Here is a 20,318-nt window from a genome sequence, read left to right on the forward strand (position 1 = left end):
TGGGCGGTGACGTTTCCGGTCTCGACACCATCCCCTGCTGCGCAGCTCTGCGAGTCCCGCCCCCTCGTAGGCCCGCGCGCTTCGCGCACGACGGCCGGTGGTGGCCTGCGGTCAGGTGATCGGCGGGACGCTTCGCGCCACTGATCGACTTTCAAAACCGCAGCTTCTGCAAAAGCGAGAAAAGTAGAACCTTCCGGCACGCGCCAAGTTGGCTGGCCCCATTGGCGTCGTGGCAAACGAGCCCGTCGTGCGCGCAGCGCGCGGGGCGCCCGCAGCGACACCGGAGGTCTGCAACCCCATCAGGGGCCGAACCCGCCCCATGCCTGCCGACCAGCTCAGAGAAATACCTGCCGAGCGCAGCGAACGCTCCCCCTGCCCCCCTGGGGGACTCGTATGAGCCGCTTGCGGAGGGGGCTGGGGGGTGGGGCAGCCCGCCGCCAGGCGCACCCATTTCACCTCAATTCCGGTAGACACGGCAGCCCGCCGCAGGCGCAGCCCCAAGACGTCACTGCCGAACAACTCACCCCGCGAGGCTGGGCGGCGTGCTGGGCGTAGCGGGTGGCAGCGGGTCGAGCGTTTCGCCTTTGAGAAGCGCGGCGAATTCTTCGCCGGACAGGGTTTCGCGGCTGAGGAGGACGCTGACGATCTCGTGGACGCGGCTCAGGTGCTCGCCGATCAGGGTGACGGCGCGGGCGTAGGCGGCGTCGATGAGGGTTTTGATCTCGTCGTCGATCTGCGCGGCGGTGCCTTCGCTCATGGGGAGCATCTGGGGGCCGCCGCCGAGGTAGGTGCCCTGGTCGGTGGCGTGGGCGACTTTGCCGATGCGGTCGCTCATGCCCCATTCGGTGACCATGCGGCGGGCGATGCCGGTGGCCTGCTGGAAGTCGTTCTGGGCGCCGGTGGTGATCTCGCCGAACACGACGTCCTCGGCGGCGCGGCCGGCGAGGGCGACGGCGATCATGTCTTCGAGGGCGGGGCGGGTGACGTGAAGGCGGTCGTCGGCGTCGGGCATCATGTACCCGGCGGCGCGGCCGCGCGGGACGACGGTGAGTTTCGCGACGCGGTTGGCGTGCGGGAGGAGCTGGGCGGCGAGGGCGTGGCCGACCTCGTGGTAGGCGGTGACCTTGCGGTCGGCCTCACGCACGACCATGCTGCGCCGCTCCGGGCCCATCAGCACTCGGTCCCGCGCCTCGTCCACGTCCCGCCCCGTGATCCGCGTCCGCCCGGAGCGCGCGGCGAGCAGCGCCGCCTCGTTCAGCAGGTTCTCCAGGTCCGCCCCGACCATCCCCGCCGTACGCCGTGCGATCACGCCCAGGTCCACACTGGGGTCCAGCGGTTTCTTGCGCGCGTGGATGCGCAGGATCATCTCGCGGCCCCGCACGTCCGGGGCGTCCACCACGACCTGCCGGTCGAAGCGGCCCGGGCGCAGCAGGGCGGCGTCGAGGACGTCGGGGCGGTTGGTGGCGGCCAGGATGATGACCTCCTGGCCGGAAGAGAAGCCGTCCATCTCGACGAGGAGCTGGTTGAGGGTCTGTTCGCGTTCGTCGTTGCCGCCCTGCATGTTGACGCCGCGTTTGCGGCCGACGGCGTCGATCTCGTCGATGAAGACGATGCAGGGAGCGTTCTTGCGGGCCTGCTCGAAGAGGTCGCGGACCCTCGCGGCACCGACGCCGACGAACATCTCGACGAAGTCGCTGCCGGAGATGCTGAAGTAGGGGACGCGGGCTTCACCGGCGACGGCCTTGGCGAGGAGGGTCTTGCCGGAGCCGGGGGGGCCGACGAGGAGGACACCGTGGGGGATGCGGGCGCCGAGCTGGTGGTAGCGGTCGGGGTGGCGGAGGAAGTCGACGACTTCCTGGAGGTCGGCTTTGGCCTCGTCGCAGCCGGCGACGTCGCCGAAGGTGAGTTTGATCTGGCCTTCGCTGATCACTGCCGCCCGCGACCGCCCGAAGTTCGTGGGGTTCGCGCCGCCCTGCGCGCCACGCATGGAGCGCCACAGCACCACCAGGATCAGCCCGGTCAGCACGAGGGGCAGCAGCTGCCCCAGCCAGCCCAGGGTGCTGCCGCTGCCCGTGACGCTCAGGGGCACCCCGGCGTCGCGGATGCGTTTCAGGGTGGCGCCGTCCGGTGGGACGACCAGCGAGCGGACGCGCGTGCCGCCCGCGTCGGTCAGGGTGACGTTCGCCAGGCCGGCACTGTTCAGCGTGACGCGCGTGACCCCGCCGCCGCTCAGATCGGCGAAGAAGCGGTTGGTGGTGTACGGCCCGTCCGGCGTGGCGGGGCGGGCGGGCAGCGCGGCCGAGATGCCGAGCAGGGCCAGCAGGAGCAGGGGCAGCAGCCGTCGGGCGGGACTCATGCTGCATCCTACGCCCGCAGGGGCCCGGCATTTGGTGGAAAGAGGCACTGAAACCCGTGGGGCGCTGCCCGCACCGGCCCGGCCATGGGGGTCTGAACCCCACGCCGGGTGAACGGCGCACTCAGCTTCCGGTCAGTTTCGCGTCATAGGGTGATCACATGCGCACCGCACTTCTGCTCGGCACCCTGGCCCTGGGCCTCAGCGCCTGCTCCGTCACCGTCCGTCCCAACCTGGGTCTTCAGGGATCGGGCAGCAACCTGATCACGTCCCTGCGCCCGGACCGGGGCGAGGGCAGCACCTACGCCGTGGGCGAATCGGTGCGCTTCGTGGTGAGCACCCGCGCGGCCGGGTACGTCACCCTGATCGCCCTGCAGGGCAGCGAGGCCAGCACCATCGCGCGCAACGTGTACGTGCCCGCCGGGACGACCGTGTTCCCCCGCGCGCAGGACAACCAGGTGTATACCGTGGGGACGCCGCGCGGCCTCCAGCGCGTGCGCGCGATCTTCACCCGCGTGCGCCCCACCAGCGACCTCGTGCTGCGCGGCACGTACGACGAGGGCCGCTGGAACGCCACGAGCACCGCCTACCTCCAGCCGTACGCCGTGGAGGACCGCGACGTGCAGGAAACCTACCTGTACATCCGCTGACCGCCGCCCCCGGGGTCGGTGGGAATTTCCCGCACTTTCCCTCCAAAATTCCACCGACAAACGCTCCGAGTTCCCGCCTGAACGCTGGAGGCCGCCTGAACCGCAGGGGGCCTCCGGCGCGGTCTGGGTCAGCGGGACCGTGGCAACCGCGCGCGGCGTGGCGCACGCGTGGCGGCTGGGTTCTGCTGACCCTTCCATGCCCGTATCAGGGGGCGCAGGCTGGCGTCCGCCAGCCCGCCGGCGCGGATCAGGGCCGCCGCCATCCGCTGCCGTTCGGCGGGGTCCTGGCCCAGCAGGACGAGGGCGCGGGCCTGCGCCAGCGCGCCCAGGGTCTCGTCCGTCCGCCCGGGCAGCGTCAGCGGCGGGCTGGGCCAGGCGGGCACCGGGAAGCGCGGCGCCAGTTTCGGGCCATCCTCGGCCAGCCAGTGCCACAGGGCCGGGTCGGTCAGGACGCTGCGGGTCTGCACCCCCCGCAGTTCCGGCTGGGCGGACCAGCGCCACGCGCCGGGGCGGGCGCACCCGGCGCGCAGCAGCCCCACGGCGCTGACCCGGCGGGCCACGCAGGTCGTGCCCAGGCCCTCTCCGGCCGCCCAGCCCCGCAGGACGCGGTGCAGCTGCGCGAACGTGCCGCCGGACGCGACCACGTCCACCAGCGCCGCGCGGCGGTCCTCGCGGGTCAGCTCAGCGGGGCGCAGGCCCACACCGGCCAGCAGGGGCCGCAGGGCGAGCGCCTGCGCCGGGGTCAGTGTCGCGTTCAGCAGCGACACGTTCAGCGCCGAGACCCGCTGCGGCGCGTCCACGCCGCCCAGCAGGCCACTCAGGTACGTCCGCAGCGGGTCGGGCGAGCGGCCCACGAACACCAGATCCCGCCCGGCGGCAGCCACCAGCACGCCAGCCAGCGCGGCCCGCAGGGCCGGCAGGTACGCGCCTGCCTCGCCCAGGTCGGGGGTCACGCCCAGCCCGTCGGGGCGGGTCACGTCCCACACCCGGGGCCCGCTCGAGCGGTGGCGGCAGACAGGACTCGTCACGCCGCCATGCTGCGCCGCGCCGGGCGCGGGCCGCATCCGCCACCCGGCGCACCCGGGGCTAGGCCGGTTATCCTGCCCGCATGAGCCTCACCTTTCAGGACGCGAGCGCGCGCGTGGACGCCTTCATCTCCCAGTTCAAGGAGGGGTATTTCCCGCCGCTGCTGATGCTGGCCCGCCTGACCGAGGAGACCGGGGAGATCGCCCGCGTCATCGCGCATCAGAACGGCAAAACGCCCAAGGCGGGCGAGGACGCCGGGGATCTGGAGATGGAACTCGCGGACCTGCTGTTCGTGACGATCTGCATGGCGAACGAGCGCGGGCTGGATCTGGAGCGCGGCTTCGAGCGGATGATGGCGAAGATCGAGCGGCGCGACGCGACCCGCTGGACGAAGAAGGACCAGCCGCAGGAAGTGGCGGACCGCGCGGCCGGGGAGGGCGCGCGGTGACGGCCGACCCGCGCTACCCGATCGGACCGATGCCCACGCCCCTGACCCTCACGCCTCCCGAGCGGGTCGAGGCGCTGGGGCAGGTGTTCGCGCTGCCCGCGGACCTGTTCGAGGCGGTGCAGGGCCTCTCGGAGGCACAGCTGGCCACCCCGTACCGCGAGGGGGGCTGGACGGTGCGGCAGGTCGTGCACCATGTCGCGGAGAGCCACATGAACGCCTTCATCCGCCTGAAGCTCGCGCTGACCGAGGACAACCCGGTGGTCAAGCCGTACGAGGAGGACCGCTGGGCGACCCTGCCCGACCACGAGCTGGTGCCGGAGGTGAGCCTGAACCTCATCGACGCGCTGCACTCGCGGCTGGGCATGCTGTTCGCGGCGCTGGACCCGCAGGGGGACGACTGGGCACGCCCCTGGACGCATCCGGCGCAGGGCCGTACGTACAGCGTGGATACGCTGCTGGCGATGTACGCGTGGCACGGTCGGCATCACGTGGCGCAGATCACGGCCCTGCGTGAGCGGATGGGCTGGTCGTGAAGGGGGAACGCTGATGCAGTTCGGCCCCGAGCTGCATACCCCTATAGAGCACCGCGCGGCGGGTGTGGTCGTCCTGAACGAGGCGGGTGACATCCTGCTCGTGCGGGAGCGGGGCGTGCCGGGGCAGCGGGGGAAGGCCGGGCTGTGGCACATTCCCAGCGGCACGGTCGAACCCGGCGAGAACCCGCAGGACACGGCGGTGCGCGAGGCCTGGGAGGAGGCGGGCGTCCGCGCGGGCCTGCTGACGTTCCTTGCGGCGTACCTGGGGCACTTCCCGGACGGCGAGCCGGTGCTGCGGCACGCGTGGCTGGCCGAGGCGCGGCCCGGCTCGACCTTCACGCCGACCGTGCCCGACGAGGTGCGGGAGGTGCGCTTCGTCCCGAAGCCCGAATTCGACGCGCTGTATGGCGCCGGGCTGATCCGCATGCACCACACGAAACTGTTCTACGAGGACGCCCTGCGCGAACGCGGGCGACGGGGCGCCACGCCGACCGGCTGACGGGTCAGCGGCGCGCGGCGGGCGAGGCGTCGGCGCGCGGCACGAGCACGATGGCGTTCGGGACCGGGCGGCTCCAGACGGTGTTCAGGTACCCGCCCAGGTTCGCGTACCCGCCGGTGACGAACGCGGTGGCGCTGCTGCCGCTGTCCAGCCGCACGGCGTCCCGCACGCCCGCCTTCGCCAGCGCGGCGGCGAACGCCTCGGGGCTGCCGTGTTCCAGGAACGCGATGGTGGGCTGCCCCGCCAGCGTCCCGAAGGCCACCTGACGGGTGGGCCGCCAGATGCTCGCGGCGGTGTTGAACCCCTCGCGCGCCGGGTCAAGGGCCACGCGGCCCCCCTGCACGAGCAGCGGTCCGGCGCTCAGGGCGTCCGTGGCGGCGTCCCAGCCGCCGTCCGCGCGCCAGTTCAGCGTGGCGCTCAGGGGCGCGCCCGCCGTGCGCGGCAGCTGCGGGAACCGCGCCGGGTCGAAGGTGAAGGCCAGCGTGCCCGCCGGGGGGGTGACCACGCCGCTCAGCGCCGAGCCCACCGCCGCCGCGCCGGGCGCCACGAGCAGGGTGGTCAGGCGGTCGGCGCCGACGCGCGTGCGGCCGTCGCCCACGAACGCGGTGAGCAGGGTCGGGTCGGCCTTGGCCCGCACGCTGTTCACGGTCACGCTGAAGCCCGCGCCGCTCAGGACGTAGCGGGGCCGGGGGTAGCCGAAGAGGGTATCGCCCTGCGCGGTGAAGCCCAGCGTGGCGCGTTTTTCCAGGCTGGGCGCGGTCATCAGGCCGCCCGTGGCGACCAGGTCCACCGGGAGGTGCGTGCCCGGATCGAAGTACCCGCCGTTCACGCCCGCCACGCCGCCCACCCGCTTGACCAGATCGGCCACGCCGCTGGCCTGCCCGGTCGGGGCACTCACCACGCGCGGCTGGTAGCGGGCCGGGTCGAAACTCAGGAGGTGCAGGCCGCCCAGCTGCCGGTAGGTCACGCCGTCCGGCAGGGCGTCCGGATCGACGGGGGGCGGCACGGCGCCGTCGAGGTAGGTGGTCGTGTCGATCACGACCCGCTCCGGATTGTTCAGCGTGAAGATCTCACTGCGCCCACCCCCGGTCGTGAGGCCCACCACGGCGCCCTGCGGCGACTGCGTGAGGCTCAGGGTGTCGCCGGATTCGAGGGTCTGCGTGCCCGGCGTGACGGATACCCCACTCAGGGTCACGGTCAGCCCGTTCTGGCGCCGTGCGACGCTGGCCGCCGCCGCGCCGCTGAGTTCCAGCACGACCCGCTGCACCTCCACCGTGCGGTGCAGGGTGCGGCTCACGCGCACGGTGTCCAGGTTCACCGTGAAGGTCGGCTGGGGCTGGGGTTGGGGCAGGGGAGAGGGTGCGGGCACCGGCGCCGGGGTCATGCCGGGGGCTCCGCCCGGCGCCGGCGTCTGCGCCAGATCCGGCGAGGGCGGCAGGGTCACGGCGGGCACACTGGCGGGCGCGGCGAAGTCCAGCAGGGCGGGTGTGTCGGCGAGCAGCTGAAGGCCCAGCGCATTCAGGGCGGCCAGTGGCACGAACAGACTGCCGCCGGTCAACTGAGGCGCGGGCAGTTTCGCGCTCAAGGTGAAGCCGACGGCGCGCCACCCGGTCGCCGGGGCGTAGCGCAGCTCCCGCGTGCCCAACAGCAGGCGCACGTCCACCGGGTCGTTGCGGACGGTCACGCCCAGGCGCGGCAGCGTCCACACGGGCAGCATCTCCCCGCCGGGCAGCGCCTGCGTCCCCACCGCCGCCGACTGCACCACCCCTCCGATCGCCACGGGCCGCGCGCCCGCCAGACCCAGCAGCGACGAGCCCAGCAGGGCGGCGCTCAGCGTGAGGACGGGAGCGGGGCGGCGGGAGCGGACGGGTCGGGGCGCGGTCACGCCGGGGAGTGTAGCGCCCGCCTGCGCGCGGGCTGGTGAGCGTCCCGTCAGCTTCATGATCGGCGGTCAGCCGAAGTGACGAGCTTGTATGAAATGTGTTTTTATACTTGAATCATATGATCGAACCTTCACTGGCGCTGTATGGGGACGCCTTCGAACGCGTCGACGACCTCATTCAGGAACTCCTGGACACCACCGGCGTCCGCTACGGCCTGCTGGTCGACCGCAAGGGCTTCGTGCTGTCGCACAAGGAGGCCCTGTGGGCGCCGCGCCCCCCCGCACTCGACAGTGTCGCCACGCTGGTCGCCAGCAACGCCGCCGCGACCGCCGCGCTGGCGAACATGCTGGGCGAGCGCACCTTCAGCGAGCAGATCCACCAGGGGGAAAACGGCACCCTGTACGTGGAATCGGTCGGGACCGACTCGCTCCTCACCCTCATCTTCGATGCCAGCGTGCCGCTGGGCAAGGTGAAGGTGTACGCCAAGAAGAGCATCTCGCAGATCGCCGCGATCCTCGACGAACTCAAGGACATCCCCCCCGTGCAGCTGGGCGAGGACTTCAGCGCGGGCGCGACCTCGCTGCTCGACGACCTGCTGGGCTGAGCCGCCCCGCCCGGTCCCGGCTGAATCCGCGTTGGCCCTCACCGTCCGCCTGCATTCCACCATCACAGGAGTCCCATGAGCACCATCAACTTCGCGGCGCGCGAAATCAACTGCAAGATCGTCTACTACGGCCCCGGCATGAGCGGCAAGACCACCAACCTCAAGCACGTCTTTTCCAAGGTGCCCGGCCACCTGCGCGGCGAGATGGTCTCCCTGGCCACCGAGGACGAGCGCACGCTGTTCTTCGACTTCCTGCCCCTGGACCTGGGCACCGTGCAGGGCTTCAAGACCCGCTTCCACCTGTACACCGTGCCCGGACAGGTGTTCTACAACGCCAGCCGCAAGCTGATCCTGCGCGGCGTGGACGGCATCGTGTTCGTCGCCGACAGCGCCCCCAACCGCCTGCGCGCCAACGCCGAGAGCATGCGCAACCTGCGCGAGAACCTCCAGGAGCACGGCATCGACGTCCGCGACGTGCCGATCGTGCTGCAGGTCAACAAGCGCGACCTGCCCGACGCGCTGCCGCTGTCCATGATCCGCGCGGTGGTCGATCCCAAGCAGGAACTCATGATCTTCGAGGCCGTGTCCGACAAGGGCGTGGGCGTGTTCGAGACCCTCAAGACCGTCAGCCGCCTCGTGCTCGAACGCCTGTCCCAGAACAAGTAAACGTCGACGCTGCCCTGCGCCCCGCCCGGATTCAGATCCGGGCGGGGAATTGCTGCGTGGGGCCGGCACGAGCCGCAGGTACGTGCGCTGGAGCTTCCCCCTGGTTCCCAGTCCGCCTCTGTGGCCCACGCGGTCCGGGCAGCAGGCGCGGCGCATCCCGTATGCTGGGGCGTAATGAGCGCCGTGATCCACCTGCAAGCGCTCGGGCTGACCGAGTACGAGGCCCGTGCCTACACCGCCCTGCTGGCCCTGGGCCGCGCCGTCCCGGCCCGCGTGGCCCGGCAGGCCGGCATTCCCCGGCCCAAGATCTACGAGACGCTCGAACGGCTTGAGGGCCGCGGACTGGCCGCCAAGGTCGGGCAGAACCCGCTGGAGTACGCGCCGCTCAGCGCCCGCGAGTACCTGGCCCGCGCCCGCCGGGCCTTCGACGACCGCCTCGGCGCTCTCGACCGCGACCTGTCGCGCCTGGCCCCGGACCCCGCGCCGGAAGCGGTGTACCACCTGTACGGCGAGGCTGCCATCCGCAGCCTGTGCGAGGACCTGACCCTGAACGCCCGCCGCAGCCTGTACATGGCCGGGGACGCCAGCTTCGCCGACCGGCTGGAGCGCCTCAGCCCGCGCGGCGTGGACCTGTACCGCACGCCCCTGGCGAACCTGCCCGCCATCGCCGCGCCTGGGCAGCGCGCGTTCCTGCTCGCCCGCGACGGCGAGGCCGCGCTGGTCGCCCACTTCATCGACGAGGGCGGCGTGGGCGAGGCGCACGGCGTCCATACCCACAATCCCGTAATCATCCACCTGATCGAGGGCTACGTGCAGCTGGCCGCGCAGCAGCTCCAGCCGCGCTGACAGCCGCCCGATTGCCACGTTGTTGACAGTCCGGGGGGTCGCTGCTAGCATAGCTGAGCCTCAAACGAGGCGGCAAGGCAAGCGAGGGGCTGTGGCGCAGTTGGGAGCGCGTCTGAATGGCATTCAGAAGGTCAGGGGTTCGAATCCCCTCAGCTCCACCAGAAGGTGCCCCGCACGCACGCGGGGCTTTTTCAAGGCGATGTAGCTCAGCTGGTTAGAGCGAACGACTCATAATCGTTAGGTCCCCGGTTCAAGTCCGGGCATCGCCACCACCAGAACTCCGACCCCCACCGGGTCGGGGTTTTTGCTTGTCCTGGGGCGTCCCTGCGTGTGTGACCGCACCCTGCGCGGGTCGGGGCGCGGGCCTAGAATACCTGCCATGTCGTATGTCTCCCTGACTCCCACGCGCGGCGAGGTGCCGCGTGACACCCTGGTCCGCTGGCTGAACGAGTACCTGAACGTGGGGGCCTTCAAGGACCCCAGCCTGAACGGCCTACAGATCGAGGGCACCGGCACGGTGCGGCGCGTGGCGGTCGCGGTGGACAGCAGCCTGAAGACCATCCAGCACGCGGCGGACAGCGGCGCGGACCTGCTCATCACGCACCACGGGCTGTTCTGGGGTGACCCGCTGGCCCTGAGCGGCCCGCACCGCGAGCGGGTCCGCACGGCGCTCATGGCGGACCTGAACCTGTACGTGTCGCACATCCCGCTGGACGCGCACCCGGTGGTGGGGAACAACGCGATGATCGCGCAGGCGCTGACGCTGCAGCACACCGAGCCGTTCGGCGAGTGGGCGGGCGGGAAGATCGGCATTGCCGGCGAGCTGCCCTTCGAGCAGTCCCTGCAGGACTTCGCGGACCGCGTGCAGAAACTGACCGGGGAGATCTGCCTCGTGCACGGCGGCGGGCGCTCCCCGACCGTGCGGCGCCTGGGCGTCCTGAGCGGCAGCGGCGCGGGCAGCATCGCTGAAGCGGCCGCGATGGGCCTGGACACCCTGCTGACCGGCGAGCCCGAGCACAAGCACTTCCATGACGCCTTCGAGTACGGCGTGAACGTGATCTACGCCGGGCACTACGAGACCGAGGTGTTCGGCGTGCGCGCCCTGGCCGCCCGCCTGGAGGACGAGTTCGGGCTGGCGTGGCAGTTCCTGCACCACCCCACCGGCCTGTGACGCCGCTGCACCCGGGCCTGTTCGTCAGCTTCGAGGGGCCCGAGGGGGCCGGGAAGAGCACGCAGCTCGCCCGGCTGGCCGCGCACCTGGACACCCGCGGCACGCCGCACCGCCTGACCCGCGAGCCCGGCGGGACGCCCCTGGGCACGCGGGTGCGCGAGGTGCTGCTCGACCCCGCGCTGACCATCGACCCGCTGCCGGAATTCCTGCTGTACTCCGCGAGCCGCGCGCAGCTCGTGGCGAACGAGATCCGACCGGCGCTGAACCGGGGCGAGGTCGTCGTGTGCGACCGTTACGCCGATTCCAGCCTCGCGTACCAGGGGGCGGGTCGCGGCCTGCCCGTGAACCTCCTGCGGGAGATCACACTGGCCGCCACGGACGGCCTCACGCCGGACCTGACGGTGCTGCTCGACCTCGACCCGGTGCTCGGCCTGGAACGCGCCGCGCGGCGCGGGCAGCCCGACCGGCTGGAACAGGCGGATCTGGACTTCCACCGCCGGGTGCGCGCCGGGTTCCTGCACCTCGCGGAGCAGACGCCCGCGCGCTTCCTGGTGCTGGACGCCACCCGCCCGGCCGACGACCTGTCGGACGCGATCTGGCAGGCGGTGCAGGCGCGCCTGCCCTGACGACGGGGCAGGGCAAGGGGGGCGGCCACGCGGCTCGCCCCCCTTTACATGCTGTAGTTCAGCGGCCTGTGCGGGCGCGGCCGGTCGTGCCGGGCTCCTCGGGTTTCACGCCGGGCAGCTTCACCTCGAACAGGGTGGGCCAGCGCTTGCCGGTCAGCAGCAGCGTGCCGCGCTCGGGCACGAACGCGATACCGTTGGGCACGTCGTCGAAGGTCAGGGTGTGCCCGGCCTTCGCGGCGGCCGCGCTGACCTCGCGGGTCAGGGCCGACACGTCGATCCAGGCGGTGACCTTCCCGGTCTGCGGGTCGATCCGCGCGACGCGGTCGGTCAGCCACACGTTCGCGTACACGCTGCCCTGCACGTACTCCAGTTCGTTCAGGTTCTTCACGGGCTGCCCGGCGTCCGTGACCTGCACGCTCCGCTTGATCCGGAAGGTCTTCGGGTCGCGCCACACCAGCGTCGGCGAGCCGTTACTCATGATCAGGGCCTTGCCGTCGGTGGTCAGCCCCCAGCCCTCGCCGCTGTAGCGGTAGCGGCCGGTCTCCTTGAGGGTCGCGGCGTCGAAGGTGACGGCCACGCCGTCCTCCCAGGTGAGGTGGTAGACCACGGCGTTCAGCGCCGTGACCCCCTCGCCGAACGCCGTGGCGATGGGCGTGGCGACCCGGGCGAGCACCTTCCCGGTCTTCAGGTCCACGCGGCGCACGCCGGACTGCCCCTCGATGCCGGTGCTTTCCAGCAGCGTGCCGCCCCCAGGTACTGCAACCCTTCCGTGAAGGCCGCGCGGTCATGGGGGTAACGGGCGGTCACGGTGGGCGTCAGGACAGGCGTGCCGACCGACTGGGCGGCAGAGGGGGACGCCGACAGGGTCAGCAGCAGGTAGGGAAGCAGGAGGGCACCGGAACGCACGCCCCCATGGTAGCGGCCTGCGCCCGGGCCGCGTGGGGGCGTCTGCCCGGGCGCGGGTTGATGAAGGTCGCCCGAAGGTCACGGGCCTGCGGAAGCGGTCACGCCCAGACCCCATCCGGCCGTCGTCCGCACGGCCTCGTGGGGGTCGTCCAGCAGCGGCGCCAGATGCCCGGTCTCGCCCCACTGCGCCAGTGCCCAGGCGGCCGCCTCCCGCACCTCCCAGGCGGGGTCCTGCGCGCCCATGAGGAGCAGCGGCCAGCCCTGCGGCGCGCGGGTGTTCCCCAGGACCGTCAGCGCGTTGCGGGCCATGCCCTTGCGCCGGGGGCGCAGGAACGCCGTGCCCGCCCACTGCCGCTCGAACTCCCGCTCACTGACGCCGAAAAAGCGGGTCAGGTCCGGGTGGGCCAGCTCCGGATCGGGCCGCAGGAACCGCGCCAGCGGGCCCGCCTTCAGGGTCCACGGGCAGACCTCGCTGCACACGTCACAGCCGAACAGCCACTCACCCATCCCAGGCCGCAGCTCGGGCGGGATCGGCCCGCGGTGCTCGATGGTCAGGTACGACACGCAGCGCCGCGCATCGATCGCGCGGTCCGGGCCGATCGCGGCGGTGGGGCACGCGGCCACGCAGCGCGTGCAGCGCCCACAGCGGTCCGGGTGGGCCTGCGCCGCGCCGGGGTGCGGCAGGTCGGTCAGCAGGACCGCCAGCGTCACGAACGCGCCCAGAGACGTGCTGACCAGCATCCCGGACTTCCCGCGCCAGCCCAGGAACGCGCCCGACGCGAACAGCCGCTCCATGACCGGCCCGTGATCCACGTACCCGCGCGCCCGCACACCCAGCCGCGCGGCCTCCGCCTCCAGTTGCGACAGGACCGGCTGGAGCTGGTCGTGGTAGTCCGGCGTCCACGCGTAGCGCGCCACGCGGCCCACCCGCACGCCCCCCTCCGGCACGGGCGGCGGCGCGAACGCGTGCGACACGCCGAGCACGAGCACGCTCTGCACGCCCGAGAGGCGCTGGGAAGGATCGGCCCGCACCGGCAGCTGCCGCTCCAGGTAGCTCATGCCCGCGTGCCGCCCCGCCGCCAGCCACCCCGCGTACTCGTCCACCGCCGCGCGCGGCACCTGCGCCGGAGCCCACCCGACCGCGTCCGCCCCCAGGCTCAGGGCGAGGTCGTGCAGCCGGTCATGGGGCGAGGCGCTCATCGCCGCGCAGTATGCCGCGCCGCCCGCACCGGAAAGGGGAGAGGCCGCACCCTGACAGCGGCGCGGCCCCCTGCTGCTGTCCCTTACAGCGTCTCTTTCGCCAGCGCCCAGGCGCGCTCGAAGACCTCGCCGCGTTCGGGGCGGGCCATCACGCGCGCCAGCCCCTGCGCGAGGGTCATGCTGGGCACCGTGACCTCCGTGACGCGCTGCACGTCGTCCCAGTGGCAGGCGGCCAGGGCGATGTCGCCCTGCTCGGCCTTCAGGCTGAAGTGCACGCCGTCGCCGCGCAGCTCCACGCCGCACAGGTCGCCGTTCTCACGGCCGCAGCGGCCCAGCCGGAAGTCCACGGTGCTCAGGTCCGTCCAGCCCAGCGTGCTCGCGATGAACCCCGCGAACAGCCGCGCCGGCAGGTCCTTCTTCCCGGCGTGCCGGACGGTCAGGTGCGTCACGCGTCCCAGCTGCCGCGCCGCGTCCGGCGAGTCGAACAGCTGCGCCAGCGCCTCGCGCCACCCGGCCGAGCGGCTCCAGCCCAGGTCCGCCAGCGCGTAGTGCCGGGACGGCGGGACGTCCAGCGTCAGGCTGTCCACGATCACCTGATCGGCGATCTCGGTCAGTTCGGCCAGCAGCGTGCCCTCGGGCCGGCTGTCCGCGCCCCACCACACGTGGTTTACGGTCGCCGGGCGGATCAGTGGCAGGATCGCGCCCTGCAACTGCTCGGGACTGGCCTCCAGCGTCAGGCGTTCCACGTACAGCCCGCCCGACTGCGGCACGAGCGCGGCGTGCACGGTCAGGTCGTCGGTGCCGTCCATCACGCCGATGATCTGCCGCCCCGCGTACCGGCCCTCCAGGCCCGCTAGGGCCTCCTGCACGCGGCCCAGGTGCCGCTTCACGGTCAGGGCGATCATGTTGCCGGTGTAGGCGCGCGTCTCGACGTCCGTCTGCGCCCACAGTTCGTCCAGGGTCGCCTGGGCCTTGCGGACGGTGGTGTCCACCGGCCCCAGCGGTTTCAGGTCGGTCGCGTAGGTCACGCCCTCACCTCCCGGGTCACAGGCGCCGCCAGCGGCGGTCGTCGCCCATCAGGTCGTCGGCCGCGTCGGGGCCCCAGGTGCCGGACGTGTAGTTCGGGAAGTCCGGGCCCTCGCCCTTCTTCGGCTTGCGGGCGGGGTCGGTGTCCCACACGCTCAGGATGCCGCTGACGATCTGCCACGCCAGGTCCACCTCGTCCTCGCGCGGGAAGAGGGTCGCGTCGCCCACCATCGCGTCGAGCAGCAGGCGGGAGTACGGGCTTTCGAGCTGCGCGCCGAACGCGTCGTAGCGGAAGTCCATGACGACCTCGCGCAGCACCATCTCCTGCCCCGGCGTTTTACTGCTGAATTTCAGGCTGACGCCCTCGTCCGGCTGGATGCGGAAGGCCAGCACGTTGCGCTCCAGGCCGCCCGGGAAGATACCCAGCGGGGGCCGCTTGAACACCACGGCGATCTCCGTGACCTTCTTCGGCAATCTCTTGCCGGTGCGCAGGAAGAACGGCACGCCCTGCCAGCGCCAGTTGTCCACTTCCAGCTTCAGCGCCACGTACGTGGGCGTCACGCTGCCCTCACGCACGCCGGGCTCGTCGCGGTAGCCGGGGACCTTCTCGCCGTACAGGGTGCCCGCGCCGTACTGACCGCGCACGGCGACCTCCGGCACGCGCCCGGCCGGGATCTCCTTCACGGCGCGCAGCACCTTCACTTTCTCGTCGCGGATGGCGTCCGCGTCGAAGGCCGCCGGGGGCTCCATGGCGGTCAGCGCGAACAGCTGCATCAGGTGGTTCTGCAGCATGTCGCGCACCACGCCCGCCTCCTCGTAGTACCCGGCGCGGCCCTCCAGACCCAGGTCCTCGGAGGCGGTGATCTGCACGTGATCCACGTACCCGCGATTCCACAGCGGCTCGAAGATGGCGTTCCCGAAGCGGATCGCCATGAGGTTCTGCACCGTCTCCTTGCCCAGGTAGTGGTCGATGCGGTACACCTGCGACTCGTTCCACACATGATGGATCGCGTCGTTCAGGGCGCGCGCCGAGGCGAGGTCACGCCCGAAGGGCTTCTCGATCACCAGCCGGCGCCAGCCCTCGGACTCGTCCGCGAGGCCCAGGCGGCCCAGGCCGTTGCTGATCGGTTCGAACAGGCTCGGCGGCGTCGAGAGGTAGAACAGGGCGTTCTTGCGGCCCCCATGCGCCTCCTCGGCGCGGTCGAGTTCGCGCCCCACCTTCTCGTACACCTCGTCCCCGGCGAAATCCCCGAACTCGTAGTACAGCAGTTCGCGGAACTTCTCCAGGCTGCCCGGCTGGATGGCGTCCGTCTCCTTGCTGTCCTTCAGGGCCTGGATGGCGTAGTCCTTGAACTGCTCGTCCGTCATCTCCTGCCGGCCCACCCCGACGATGTTGAACGCGCTGCCCAGCAGGCCGTCCTGCCACAGGCCGAACACGGCGGGCAGCAGCTTGCGGCGCGAGAGGTCGCCGGTGGCGCCGAAGATCACCAGCGTGGCGGGTTCTGGCGCGCGGTTGCGGCGCATCAGGGCGCGGAAGGGGTTCGTGCCGTCCTCGCCGGGGGCGCCCGCCGCGCGTTTCGGACTGGCCTTTTTCGGGGCCACCTGCTTCTTCTTCGGGGCGGGTTCAGCCACGCCCACCTTCTGCGCGGCGGCCTTGCGGGTCACGTTCTCCTGCACCTCGCTGGCCTTCACACCCCTGGCGCGGGTGGGCTTCGCGGTGGGCTTGCTGCCTGCCTTTTTCGCCGCGGGCTTCTTAGCTGCGGAGTCCGTTGCCTTGGCACTCTTGCGGGTCATGCGTCACCCTTCACGCGCTGCTGGCCGGTCTCACCCAGCTGTTCGGCGGCGCTGCCCTCGCCCGCGCTGGCGGTCTGGCCGATGTTCTCGGGTGCGGCCACCTTGGGGTGATCGCCGGGCGCCACCTCGGGCACCAGGCCCTCCTGGCGTGGGGACTCGATGGTCTTCACGGCGTGCCCGCCGAACGCGCGGCGCATCGCGGAGAGCATCTGACCGGCGTAGCTGACCTCCTGCTGGCTGCGGAAGCGCATCTGCGTCGCCAGGGTGATCACGGGGGTCGGCACGCCCAGTTCGATGGAGTCGATGATCGTCCAGCGGCCCTCGCCACTGTCCGCCACGTAGTCCGAGAGCTTCTCGAATTCGGCCTTGTTCTGCAGGGCCTCGGCGGTCAGGTCGAGCAGCCAGGAGCGCACGACGCTGCCGTGCCGCCACAGTTCGGCGATCTGCGCCATGTCGAGGTTGAAGTCCTGGTGCGCCTTCATGAGCTCGAAGCCCTCGGCGTAGGCCTGCATCATGCCGTACTCGATGCCGTTGTGGACCATCTTCACGTAGTGCCCGCTGCCGGCGGGGCCCATGCGGCCCCAGCCCCGGTCAGCGGCGGGCGCGAGCGCCTCGAAGGCGGGCCGCAGGCGCTCGACGGCCTCCTCGGCGCCGCCGATCATCATGGCGTAGCCTTCCTTGAGGCCCCACACGCCGCCGGACGTGCCGACGTCCACGAAGTGGATGCCTCTGGCGGACAGTTCCTCGGCGCGGCGGATGCTGTCCTTGTAGTTGCTGTTGCCGCCGTCGATGATGATGTCGCCGGGTGCGAGGCGTGAGGCGAGGTCGTCGATGACGCTCTGGGTGATCTTCCCGGCGGGCACCATGACCCACACGGCGCGGCTGCCGGGCTCGCCCAGAGCGGCGATCAGTTCGTCCATGCTGCGGGCACCACGGGCGCCCTGACGTTCGATCTGCGCGACGGATTCCTCGCTGCGGTCGTAGCCGGTGACCTCGATGCCACCCTGGGTGAGGCGAAGAACCATGTTGCCGCCCATCTTGCCCAGTCCGATCATGCCTAGTTTCATGGTTGTCCTCCCGGCGTGGAAGCGCTTCCGGCCCCCAGCCTCAACGTGCTGCACTATACGTCCGCGTCCGCGTGGCACGTCCAGGGCTGCCCCCGCGCCTTCAGGGCACATGAAGTCCGGCGCCCGCTGGCGTGAGCCTCTCGTTTGACAGATGGTTGTTGCCACAACTATTTTGGCGGCTGGCGTTCGCTGACCTGATCCGGCGCAGTCCGACCGCTACCCTGAACCCATGACCGACACTCCCACCCCCGGTGCGCCCGGCAGCCTGCACCACCGCGCCTACCTCGCGCTGCAACGTCTCGCGCTGCACCAGCAGCGGCAGGGCGCCGACCTGTTCCGTGACCACGGCCTCAGCGCCCCGCAGTTCAACGTCCTGCGCATCCTGCGCGGCGCCGGCGAGGGCGGCCTGACCTGCAGCGAGATCAGTGACCGCCTCCTCGACCACGACCCCGACGTCACCCGCCTCCTCGACCGCCTCCAGAAGGCCGGACTGGTCACCCGCGAGCGCGACCGCCCGGACCGCCGCATCGTCGCCACCCGCCTCACCGACGCCGGACGCGACCTGCTGACCCGCCTCGACCCGCCCCTGACCGCACTGCACGCCCGGCAGTTCGCGCACCTGACCGACACGCAACTGCGCGACCTGCTGACCCTGCTCGCCCCACCGGAGGACACCCCATGACCACCCGCACCGCGCCCGCCCTCAACCCCGACCTCGCTCTGCTGCTGCTGCGTCTTGCCACCGGGGTCGTGTTCGTCATGCACGGCGCGCAGAAATTCTTCACGTACACCCTGCCCGGCACCACCCAGGCCTTCACGCAGATGGGCGTGCCCGTCCCCGGCATCAGCGCCCCCGTGGTCGCCACCGTGGAACTGCTGGGCGGCCTGCTGCTGATCCTCGGCGTGTACAGCCGCGCCGCCGGGGTGCTGCTCGCCGTGAACATGCTCGTCGCGATCATTCTGGTGCACCTGAAGGCCGGGTTCTTCAACCCGAACGGCCTGGAATTCCCGCTCGTGCTGCTCGCCGCCAGCCTCGCCGTGGCGTTCGCCGGACCGGGCCGCCTGCGCGCCCCTATCGGGCAACCCTGAGCGGAGGTGACACGGCGCGCCGCGCCACGGGATCACCCCAGGCCCGGCGAGTTTCCTGTTCCGGGACCCCTCCCGCCGGTTCGGTGAAAGGGGAGACCAATGCCCGCCGGGCGCGGTGCTACGCTCCGGACATGACCGCACCCGCCCCCACCCCCGCAGCGGGCGACCTGCTGCCCCGCGCCGCACGCGGCGACCGCCTGACCCACGCCGAGATCGAGGCGCTGTACCACCAGCCCCTCCCGGACGTCGCCGCCGTCGCCCACCACCTGCGCCTCACGCGCCGCGACCCGGACACCGTCACGTTCCTGATCGACCGGAACATCAACTACACCAACATCTGCAACGTCGGCTGCAACTTCTGCGCCTTCTACCGCACCCGCCGCCAGAAAGACAGCTACACCCTCGACTACGAGCAGATCAGCCACAAGATCCGCGAACTCGAAGCGGTGGGCGGCACCCGCATCCTGCTGCAGGGCGGCGTGAACCCCGAACTGGGCCTGGACTACTACACGGGCCTGCTGCGGCACGTCAAGGCGCACCACCCCACCATCCGCATCGACGCCTTCTCCCCGGAAGAAGTCCTCTTCATGGAAAAGACCTTCGGCCTGAGCCTCGACGCGCTGCTCGACACGCTGATCGAGGCGGGCCTCGACGGGCTGCCCGGTGCGGGCGGCGAGATCCTCGAGGACGACGTGCGCGCCAAGGCCGCTCCCGCCCGCATCCGCAGCGAGGACTGGTTCCGCATCATCGACGCCGCGCAGCGCAAGGGCCTGTACACCATCGCCACCATGGTCATCGGCTTCGGCGAGACCTACGCGCAGCGCGCCAGCCACCTCCTGAAGATCCGCGAGCAGCAGGACAAGGCGAACCGCGACTACGACGGCAACGGCTTCTCCGGCTTCGCCATGTGGACCCTCCAGACCGAGCACACCCGTCTGCACGGCAAGGCCCCCGGCGCCACCGCGCACGAGTACCTCCAGCAGCTCGCCATCGCCCGCATCGCGCTGGACAACATCCCCAACATCCAGGCGTCCTGGCCCGCCCAGGGCTTCAAGGTCGGGCAGGCCGCCCTGTACTACGGCGCCAACGACCTGGGGAGCACCATGCTCGAGGAGAACGTCGTCTCCGCCGCCGCCGGACACGACCGCCACCAGGCGACCGTGCGCGAACTGATCCGCATCGCCGTGGACGCCGGTTTCACGCCCGCCATCCGCAACAGCCGCTTCCAGATCATCGACTGGCCCGACGCGCAGGCCATCCTGAACCGCGCCCCCGAGAACCCCGAGGGCGACCGCGCCGTCGGCTCCGCGGGCTGAAGTGAGGGCCGCCCGCCACGCCTCGCTGGTGACCTCGGCCCAGGCTCGTCCCTGCCCGAGCAGGCGTGGCCTGCCTGAAACCGGCCGGCGGCCCTGAGCCGACACGGGTGAAGATGAGCGCGCACACAAGAGGCCCTGGCCCGCCCCTCATGCACCTGTGCTCTGCTTCGGATGCGTCCGGAGGTGGCGCGCCGTGCCCACGCTCGCTGTGATCTTCTGCGAAACCCGACCCCATCCCGCCGAGCCTGCCCCCCCTGCCGACTGGACAGGCGAGGCCCGCTTCCTGCTCGACCCGCCCGGTGACCTGCTGGCCGCGCTGCAAGCCGCGCAGATCGGCGACCGGGGCCACCCGGACGACCTGAGCGTGCAGGTCAGCGCCGAGGCCCTGTTCGAGGACGGCGAGATCATAGGCCGCACCACCCTGAGCGCGGCCGACCTCGCCACGCTCACCCCCCACCTCCCCGAGCAGCACCACGCCCGCCTGCTGGCCTGGGCCGCCTTCGTCTACGCCCTGGAAGGGCAGGGCCTTGAGGCGCGCCTCGTCGTGTGGTTCGTCCGCTGACCCCTCAGGCGGCGCGCCTCAGCCGTGAGCCATCCGCGCCGGCCCCGCTCCCG

The 20,318-nt window shown here is 71.6% G+C and carries 22 protein-coding genes and 2 tRNA genes; 15 read left to right on the plus strand and 9 right to left on the minus strand.

Features of this window, described 5'->3' with window-relative positions; genetic code table 11:
* Nucleotides 1-520: 520 nt before the first annotated feature.
* The gene (ftsH, locus tag AUC44_RS06100; RefSeq protein ID WP_062157844.1) at nucleotides 521-2,356 is read right to left on the minus strand and encodes an ATP-dependent zinc metalloprotease FtsH; all 1,836 of its coding nucleotides are present in this window, start codon (nucleotides 2,354-2,356) and stop codon (nucleotides 521-523) included.
* Nucleotides 2,357-2,514: 158 nt separating this feature from the next.
* Between ftsH and AUC44_RS06105 the strand changes: the two genes are divergently transcribed.
* Nucleotides 2,515-3,003 (plus strand): DUF4384 domain-containing protein, encoded by a 489-nt coding sequence (locus AUC44_RS06105; protein ID WP_062157845.1) that lies wholly within the window; start codon nucleotides 2,515-2,517, stop codon nucleotides 3,001-3,003.
* Between the two features lie 128 nt (nucleotides 3,004-3,131).
* On the opposite strand, the gene AUC44_RS06110 is transcribed toward AUC44_RS06105, so the two are convergent.
* A complete protein-coding gene (locus AUC44_RS06110) occupies nucleotides 3,132-4,031 on the minus strand; it encodes a hypothetical protein (protein WP_197408586.1) in 900 nt (299 codons plus the stop codon).
* 80 nt (nucleotides 4,032-4,111) lie between these two features.
* Here AUC44_RS06110 and AUC44_RS06115 point away from each other — a divergent pair, with 80 nt between their 5' ends.
* From AUC44_RS06115 to AUC44_RS06125, 3 genes are read left to right on the plus strand one after another with little or no spacing between them, the layout of a single operon-like run.
* A complete protein-coding gene (locus tag AUC44_RS06115) occupies nucleotides 4,112-4,477 on the plus strand; it encodes a nucleotide pyrophosphohydrolase (protein ID WP_062157847.1) in 366 nt (121 codons plus the stop codon).
* Nucleotides 4,478-4,506: 29 nt separating this feature from the next.
* On the plus strand, nucleotides 4,507-5,010 hold the full coding sequence (locus AUC44_RS06120; RefSeq protein WP_062157848.1) for a YfiT family bacillithiol transferase: 504 nt from the start codon (nucleotides 4,507-4,509) through the stop codon (nucleotides 5,008-5,010).
* Nucleotides 5,011-5,023: 13 nt separating this feature from the next.
* A complete protein-coding gene (locus AUC44_RS06125) occupies nucleotides 5,024-5,509 on the plus strand; it encodes a Nudix hydrolase (RefSeq protein WP_062157849.1) in 486 nt (161 codons plus the stop codon).
* Nucleotides 5,510-5,513: 4 nt separating this feature from the next.
* On the opposite strand, the gene AUC44_RS06130 is transcribed toward AUC44_RS06125, so the two are convergent.
* On the minus strand, nucleotides 5,514-7,226 hold the full coding sequence (locus tag AUC44_RS06130; RefSeq protein ID WP_231724575.1) for a phosphodiester glycosidase family protein: 1,713 nt from the start codon (nucleotides 7,224-7,226) through the stop codon (nucleotides 5,514-5,516).
* A gap of 284 nt (nucleotides 7,227-7,510) precedes the next feature.
* On the opposite strand from AUC44_RS06130, the gene mglB reads away from it, so the two are divergent.
* The 7 genes from mglB (at nucleotide 7,511) to tmk (ending at nucleotide 11,305) form a co-directional block, all read left to right on the plus strand.
* Nucleotides 7,511-7,996: a GTPase-activating protein MglB gene (gene mglB, locus AUC44_RS06135; RefSeq protein ID WP_062157850.1), complete on the plus strand. Its 486-nt coding sequence runs from the start codon at nucleotides 7,511-7,513 to the stop codon at nucleotides 7,994-7,996.
* Between the two features lie 75 nt (nucleotides 7,997-8,071).
* Nucleotides 8,072-8,662 (plus strand): GTPase MglA, encoded by a 591-nt coding sequence (mglA, locus tag AUC44_RS06140; protein ID WP_046844630.1) that lies wholly within the window; start codon nucleotides 8,072-8,074, stop codon nucleotides 8,660-8,662.
* A 174-nt stretch (nucleotides 8,663-8,836) separates the two neighbouring features.
* Nucleotides 8,837-9,508 carry a TrmB family transcriptional regulator gene (locus tag AUC44_RS06145; RefSeq protein WP_062157851.1) on the plus strand — a complete coding sequence of 224 codons (672 nt, stop codon included), beginning with the start codon at nucleotides 8,837-8,839 and terminating at the stop codon, nucleotides 9,506-9,508.
* A gap of 85 nt (nucleotides 9,509-9,593) precedes the next feature.
* Nucleotides 9,594-9,669: transfer RNA gene (locus tag AUC44_RS06150), tRNA-Ala, on the plus strand.
* Between the two features lie 34 nt (nucleotides 9,670-9,703).
* A tRNA-Met gene (locus AUC44_RS06155) sits at nucleotides 9,704-9,780 on the plus strand.
* A 107-nt stretch (nucleotides 9,781-9,887) separates the two neighbouring features.
* Nucleotides 9,888-10,679 (plus strand): Nif3-like dinuclear metal center hexameric protein, encoded by a 792-nt coding sequence (locus tag AUC44_RS06160; RefSeq protein ID WP_062157852.1) that lies wholly within the window; start codon nucleotides 9,888-9,890, stop codon nucleotides 10,677-10,679.
* Nucleotides 10,680-10,684: 5 nt separating this feature from the next.
* On the plus strand, nucleotides 10,685-11,305 hold the full coding sequence (gene tmk / locus AUC44_RS06165) for a dTMP kinase (protein WP_062159714.1): 621 nt from the start codon (nucleotides 10,685-10,687) through the stop codon (nucleotides 11,303-11,305).
* Between the two features lie 58 nt (nucleotides 11,306-11,363).
* Here the strand turns inward: tmk and AUC44_RS06170 are convergent, their stop codons facing one another.
* From AUC44_RS06170 to gnd, 6 genes are all read right to left on the minus strand, one after another.
* Nucleotides 11,364-12,008 carry a glutaminyl-peptide cyclotransferase gene (locus tag AUC44_RS06170; protein WP_335338686.1) on the minus strand — a complete coding sequence of 215 codons (645 nt, stop codon included), beginning with the start codon at nucleotides 12,006-12,008 and terminating at the stop codon, nucleotides 11,364-11,366.
* Nucleotides 11,990-12,211: a glutaminyl-peptide cyclotransferase gene (locus tag AUC44_RS17275; protein WP_335338687.1), complete on the minus strand. Its 222-nt coding sequence runs from the start codon at nucleotides 12,209-12,211 to the stop codon at nucleotides 11,990-11,992. The genes AUC44_RS06170 and AUC44_RS17275 overlap by 19 nt, the downstream gene beginning before the upstream one ends.
* Before the next feature lie 78 nt (nucleotides 12,212-12,289).
* Nucleotides 12,290-13,411, minus strand: a complete 1,122-nt coding sequence (queG, locus tag AUC44_RS06175) for a tRNA epoxyqueuosine(34) reductase QueG (RefSeq protein ID WP_062157853.1) — start codon at nucleotides 13,409-13,411, stop codon at nucleotides 12,290-12,292.
* An 83-nt stretch (nucleotides 13,412-13,494) separates the two neighbouring features.
* Nucleotides 13,495-14,439, minus strand: a complete 945-nt coding sequence (locus AUC44_RS06180; RefSeq protein ID WP_062157854.1) for a glucose-6-phosphate dehydrogenase assembly protein OpcA — start codon at nucleotides 14,437-14,439, stop codon at nucleotides 13,495-13,497.
* A 16-nt stretch (nucleotides 14,440-14,455) separates the two neighbouring features.
* Nucleotides 14,456-16,231, minus strand: coding sequence for a glucose-6-phosphate dehydrogenase (gene zwf / locus AUC44_RS06185; protein ID WP_082688967.1), 1,776 nt, complete (start codon nucleotides 16,229-16,231; stop codon nucleotides 14,456-14,458).
* On the minus strand, nucleotides 16,228-17,298 hold the full coding sequence (gene gnd / locus AUC44_RS06190; RefSeq protein WP_062157855.1) for a phosphogluconate dehydrogenase (NAD(+)-dependent, decarboxylating): 1,071 nt from the start codon (nucleotides 17,296-17,298) through the stop codon (nucleotides 16,228-16,230). Before gnd ends, zwf begins: the two co-directional genes overlap by 4 nt.
* 229 nt (nucleotides 17,299-17,527) lie before the next feature.
* Here gnd and AUC44_RS06195 point away from each other — a divergent pair, with 229 nt between their 5' ends.
* The 4 genes from AUC44_RS06195 to AUC44_RS06210 all read left to right on the plus strand — a co-directional run bounded on the left by AUC44_RS06195 (nucleotide 17,528) and on the right by AUC44_RS06210 (nucleotide 20,265).
* Entirely contained in the window at nucleotides 17,528-17,980 is a 453-nt protein-coding gene (locus tag AUC44_RS06195) for a MarR family winged helix-turn-helix transcriptional regulator (protein ID WP_062157856.1), read from the plus strand.
* Nucleotides 17,977-18,387 (plus strand): DoxX family protein, encoded by a 411-nt coding sequence (locus AUC44_RS06200; protein ID WP_062157857.1) that lies wholly within the window; start codon nucleotides 17,977-17,979, stop codon nucleotides 18,385-18,387. The genes AUC44_RS06195 and AUC44_RS06200 overlap by 4 nt, the downstream gene beginning before the upstream one ends.
* 131 nt (nucleotides 18,388-18,518) lie before the next feature.
* The gene (gene mqnC, locus AUC44_RS06205; protein ID WP_062157858.1) at nucleotides 18,519-19,703 is read left to right on the plus strand and encodes a cyclic dehypoxanthinyl futalosine synthase; all 1,185 of its coding nucleotides are present in this window, start codon (nucleotides 18,519-18,521) and stop codon (nucleotides 19,701-19,703) included.
* A 193-nt stretch (nucleotides 19,704-19,896) separates the two neighbouring features.
* A complete protein-coding gene (locus tag AUC44_RS06210) occupies nucleotides 19,897-20,265 on the plus strand; it encodes a hypothetical protein (RefSeq protein WP_157445196.1) in 369 nt (122 codons plus the stop codon).
* The last annotated feature ends 53 nt before the right edge of the window (nucleotides 20,266-20,318 follow it).

The sequence above is a fragment of the Deinococcus actinosclerus genome (assembly GCF_001507665.1).
Taxonomy (GTDB): domain Bacteria; phylum Deinococcota; class Deinococci; order Deinococcales; family Deinococcaceae; genus Deinococcus; species Deinococcus actinosclerus.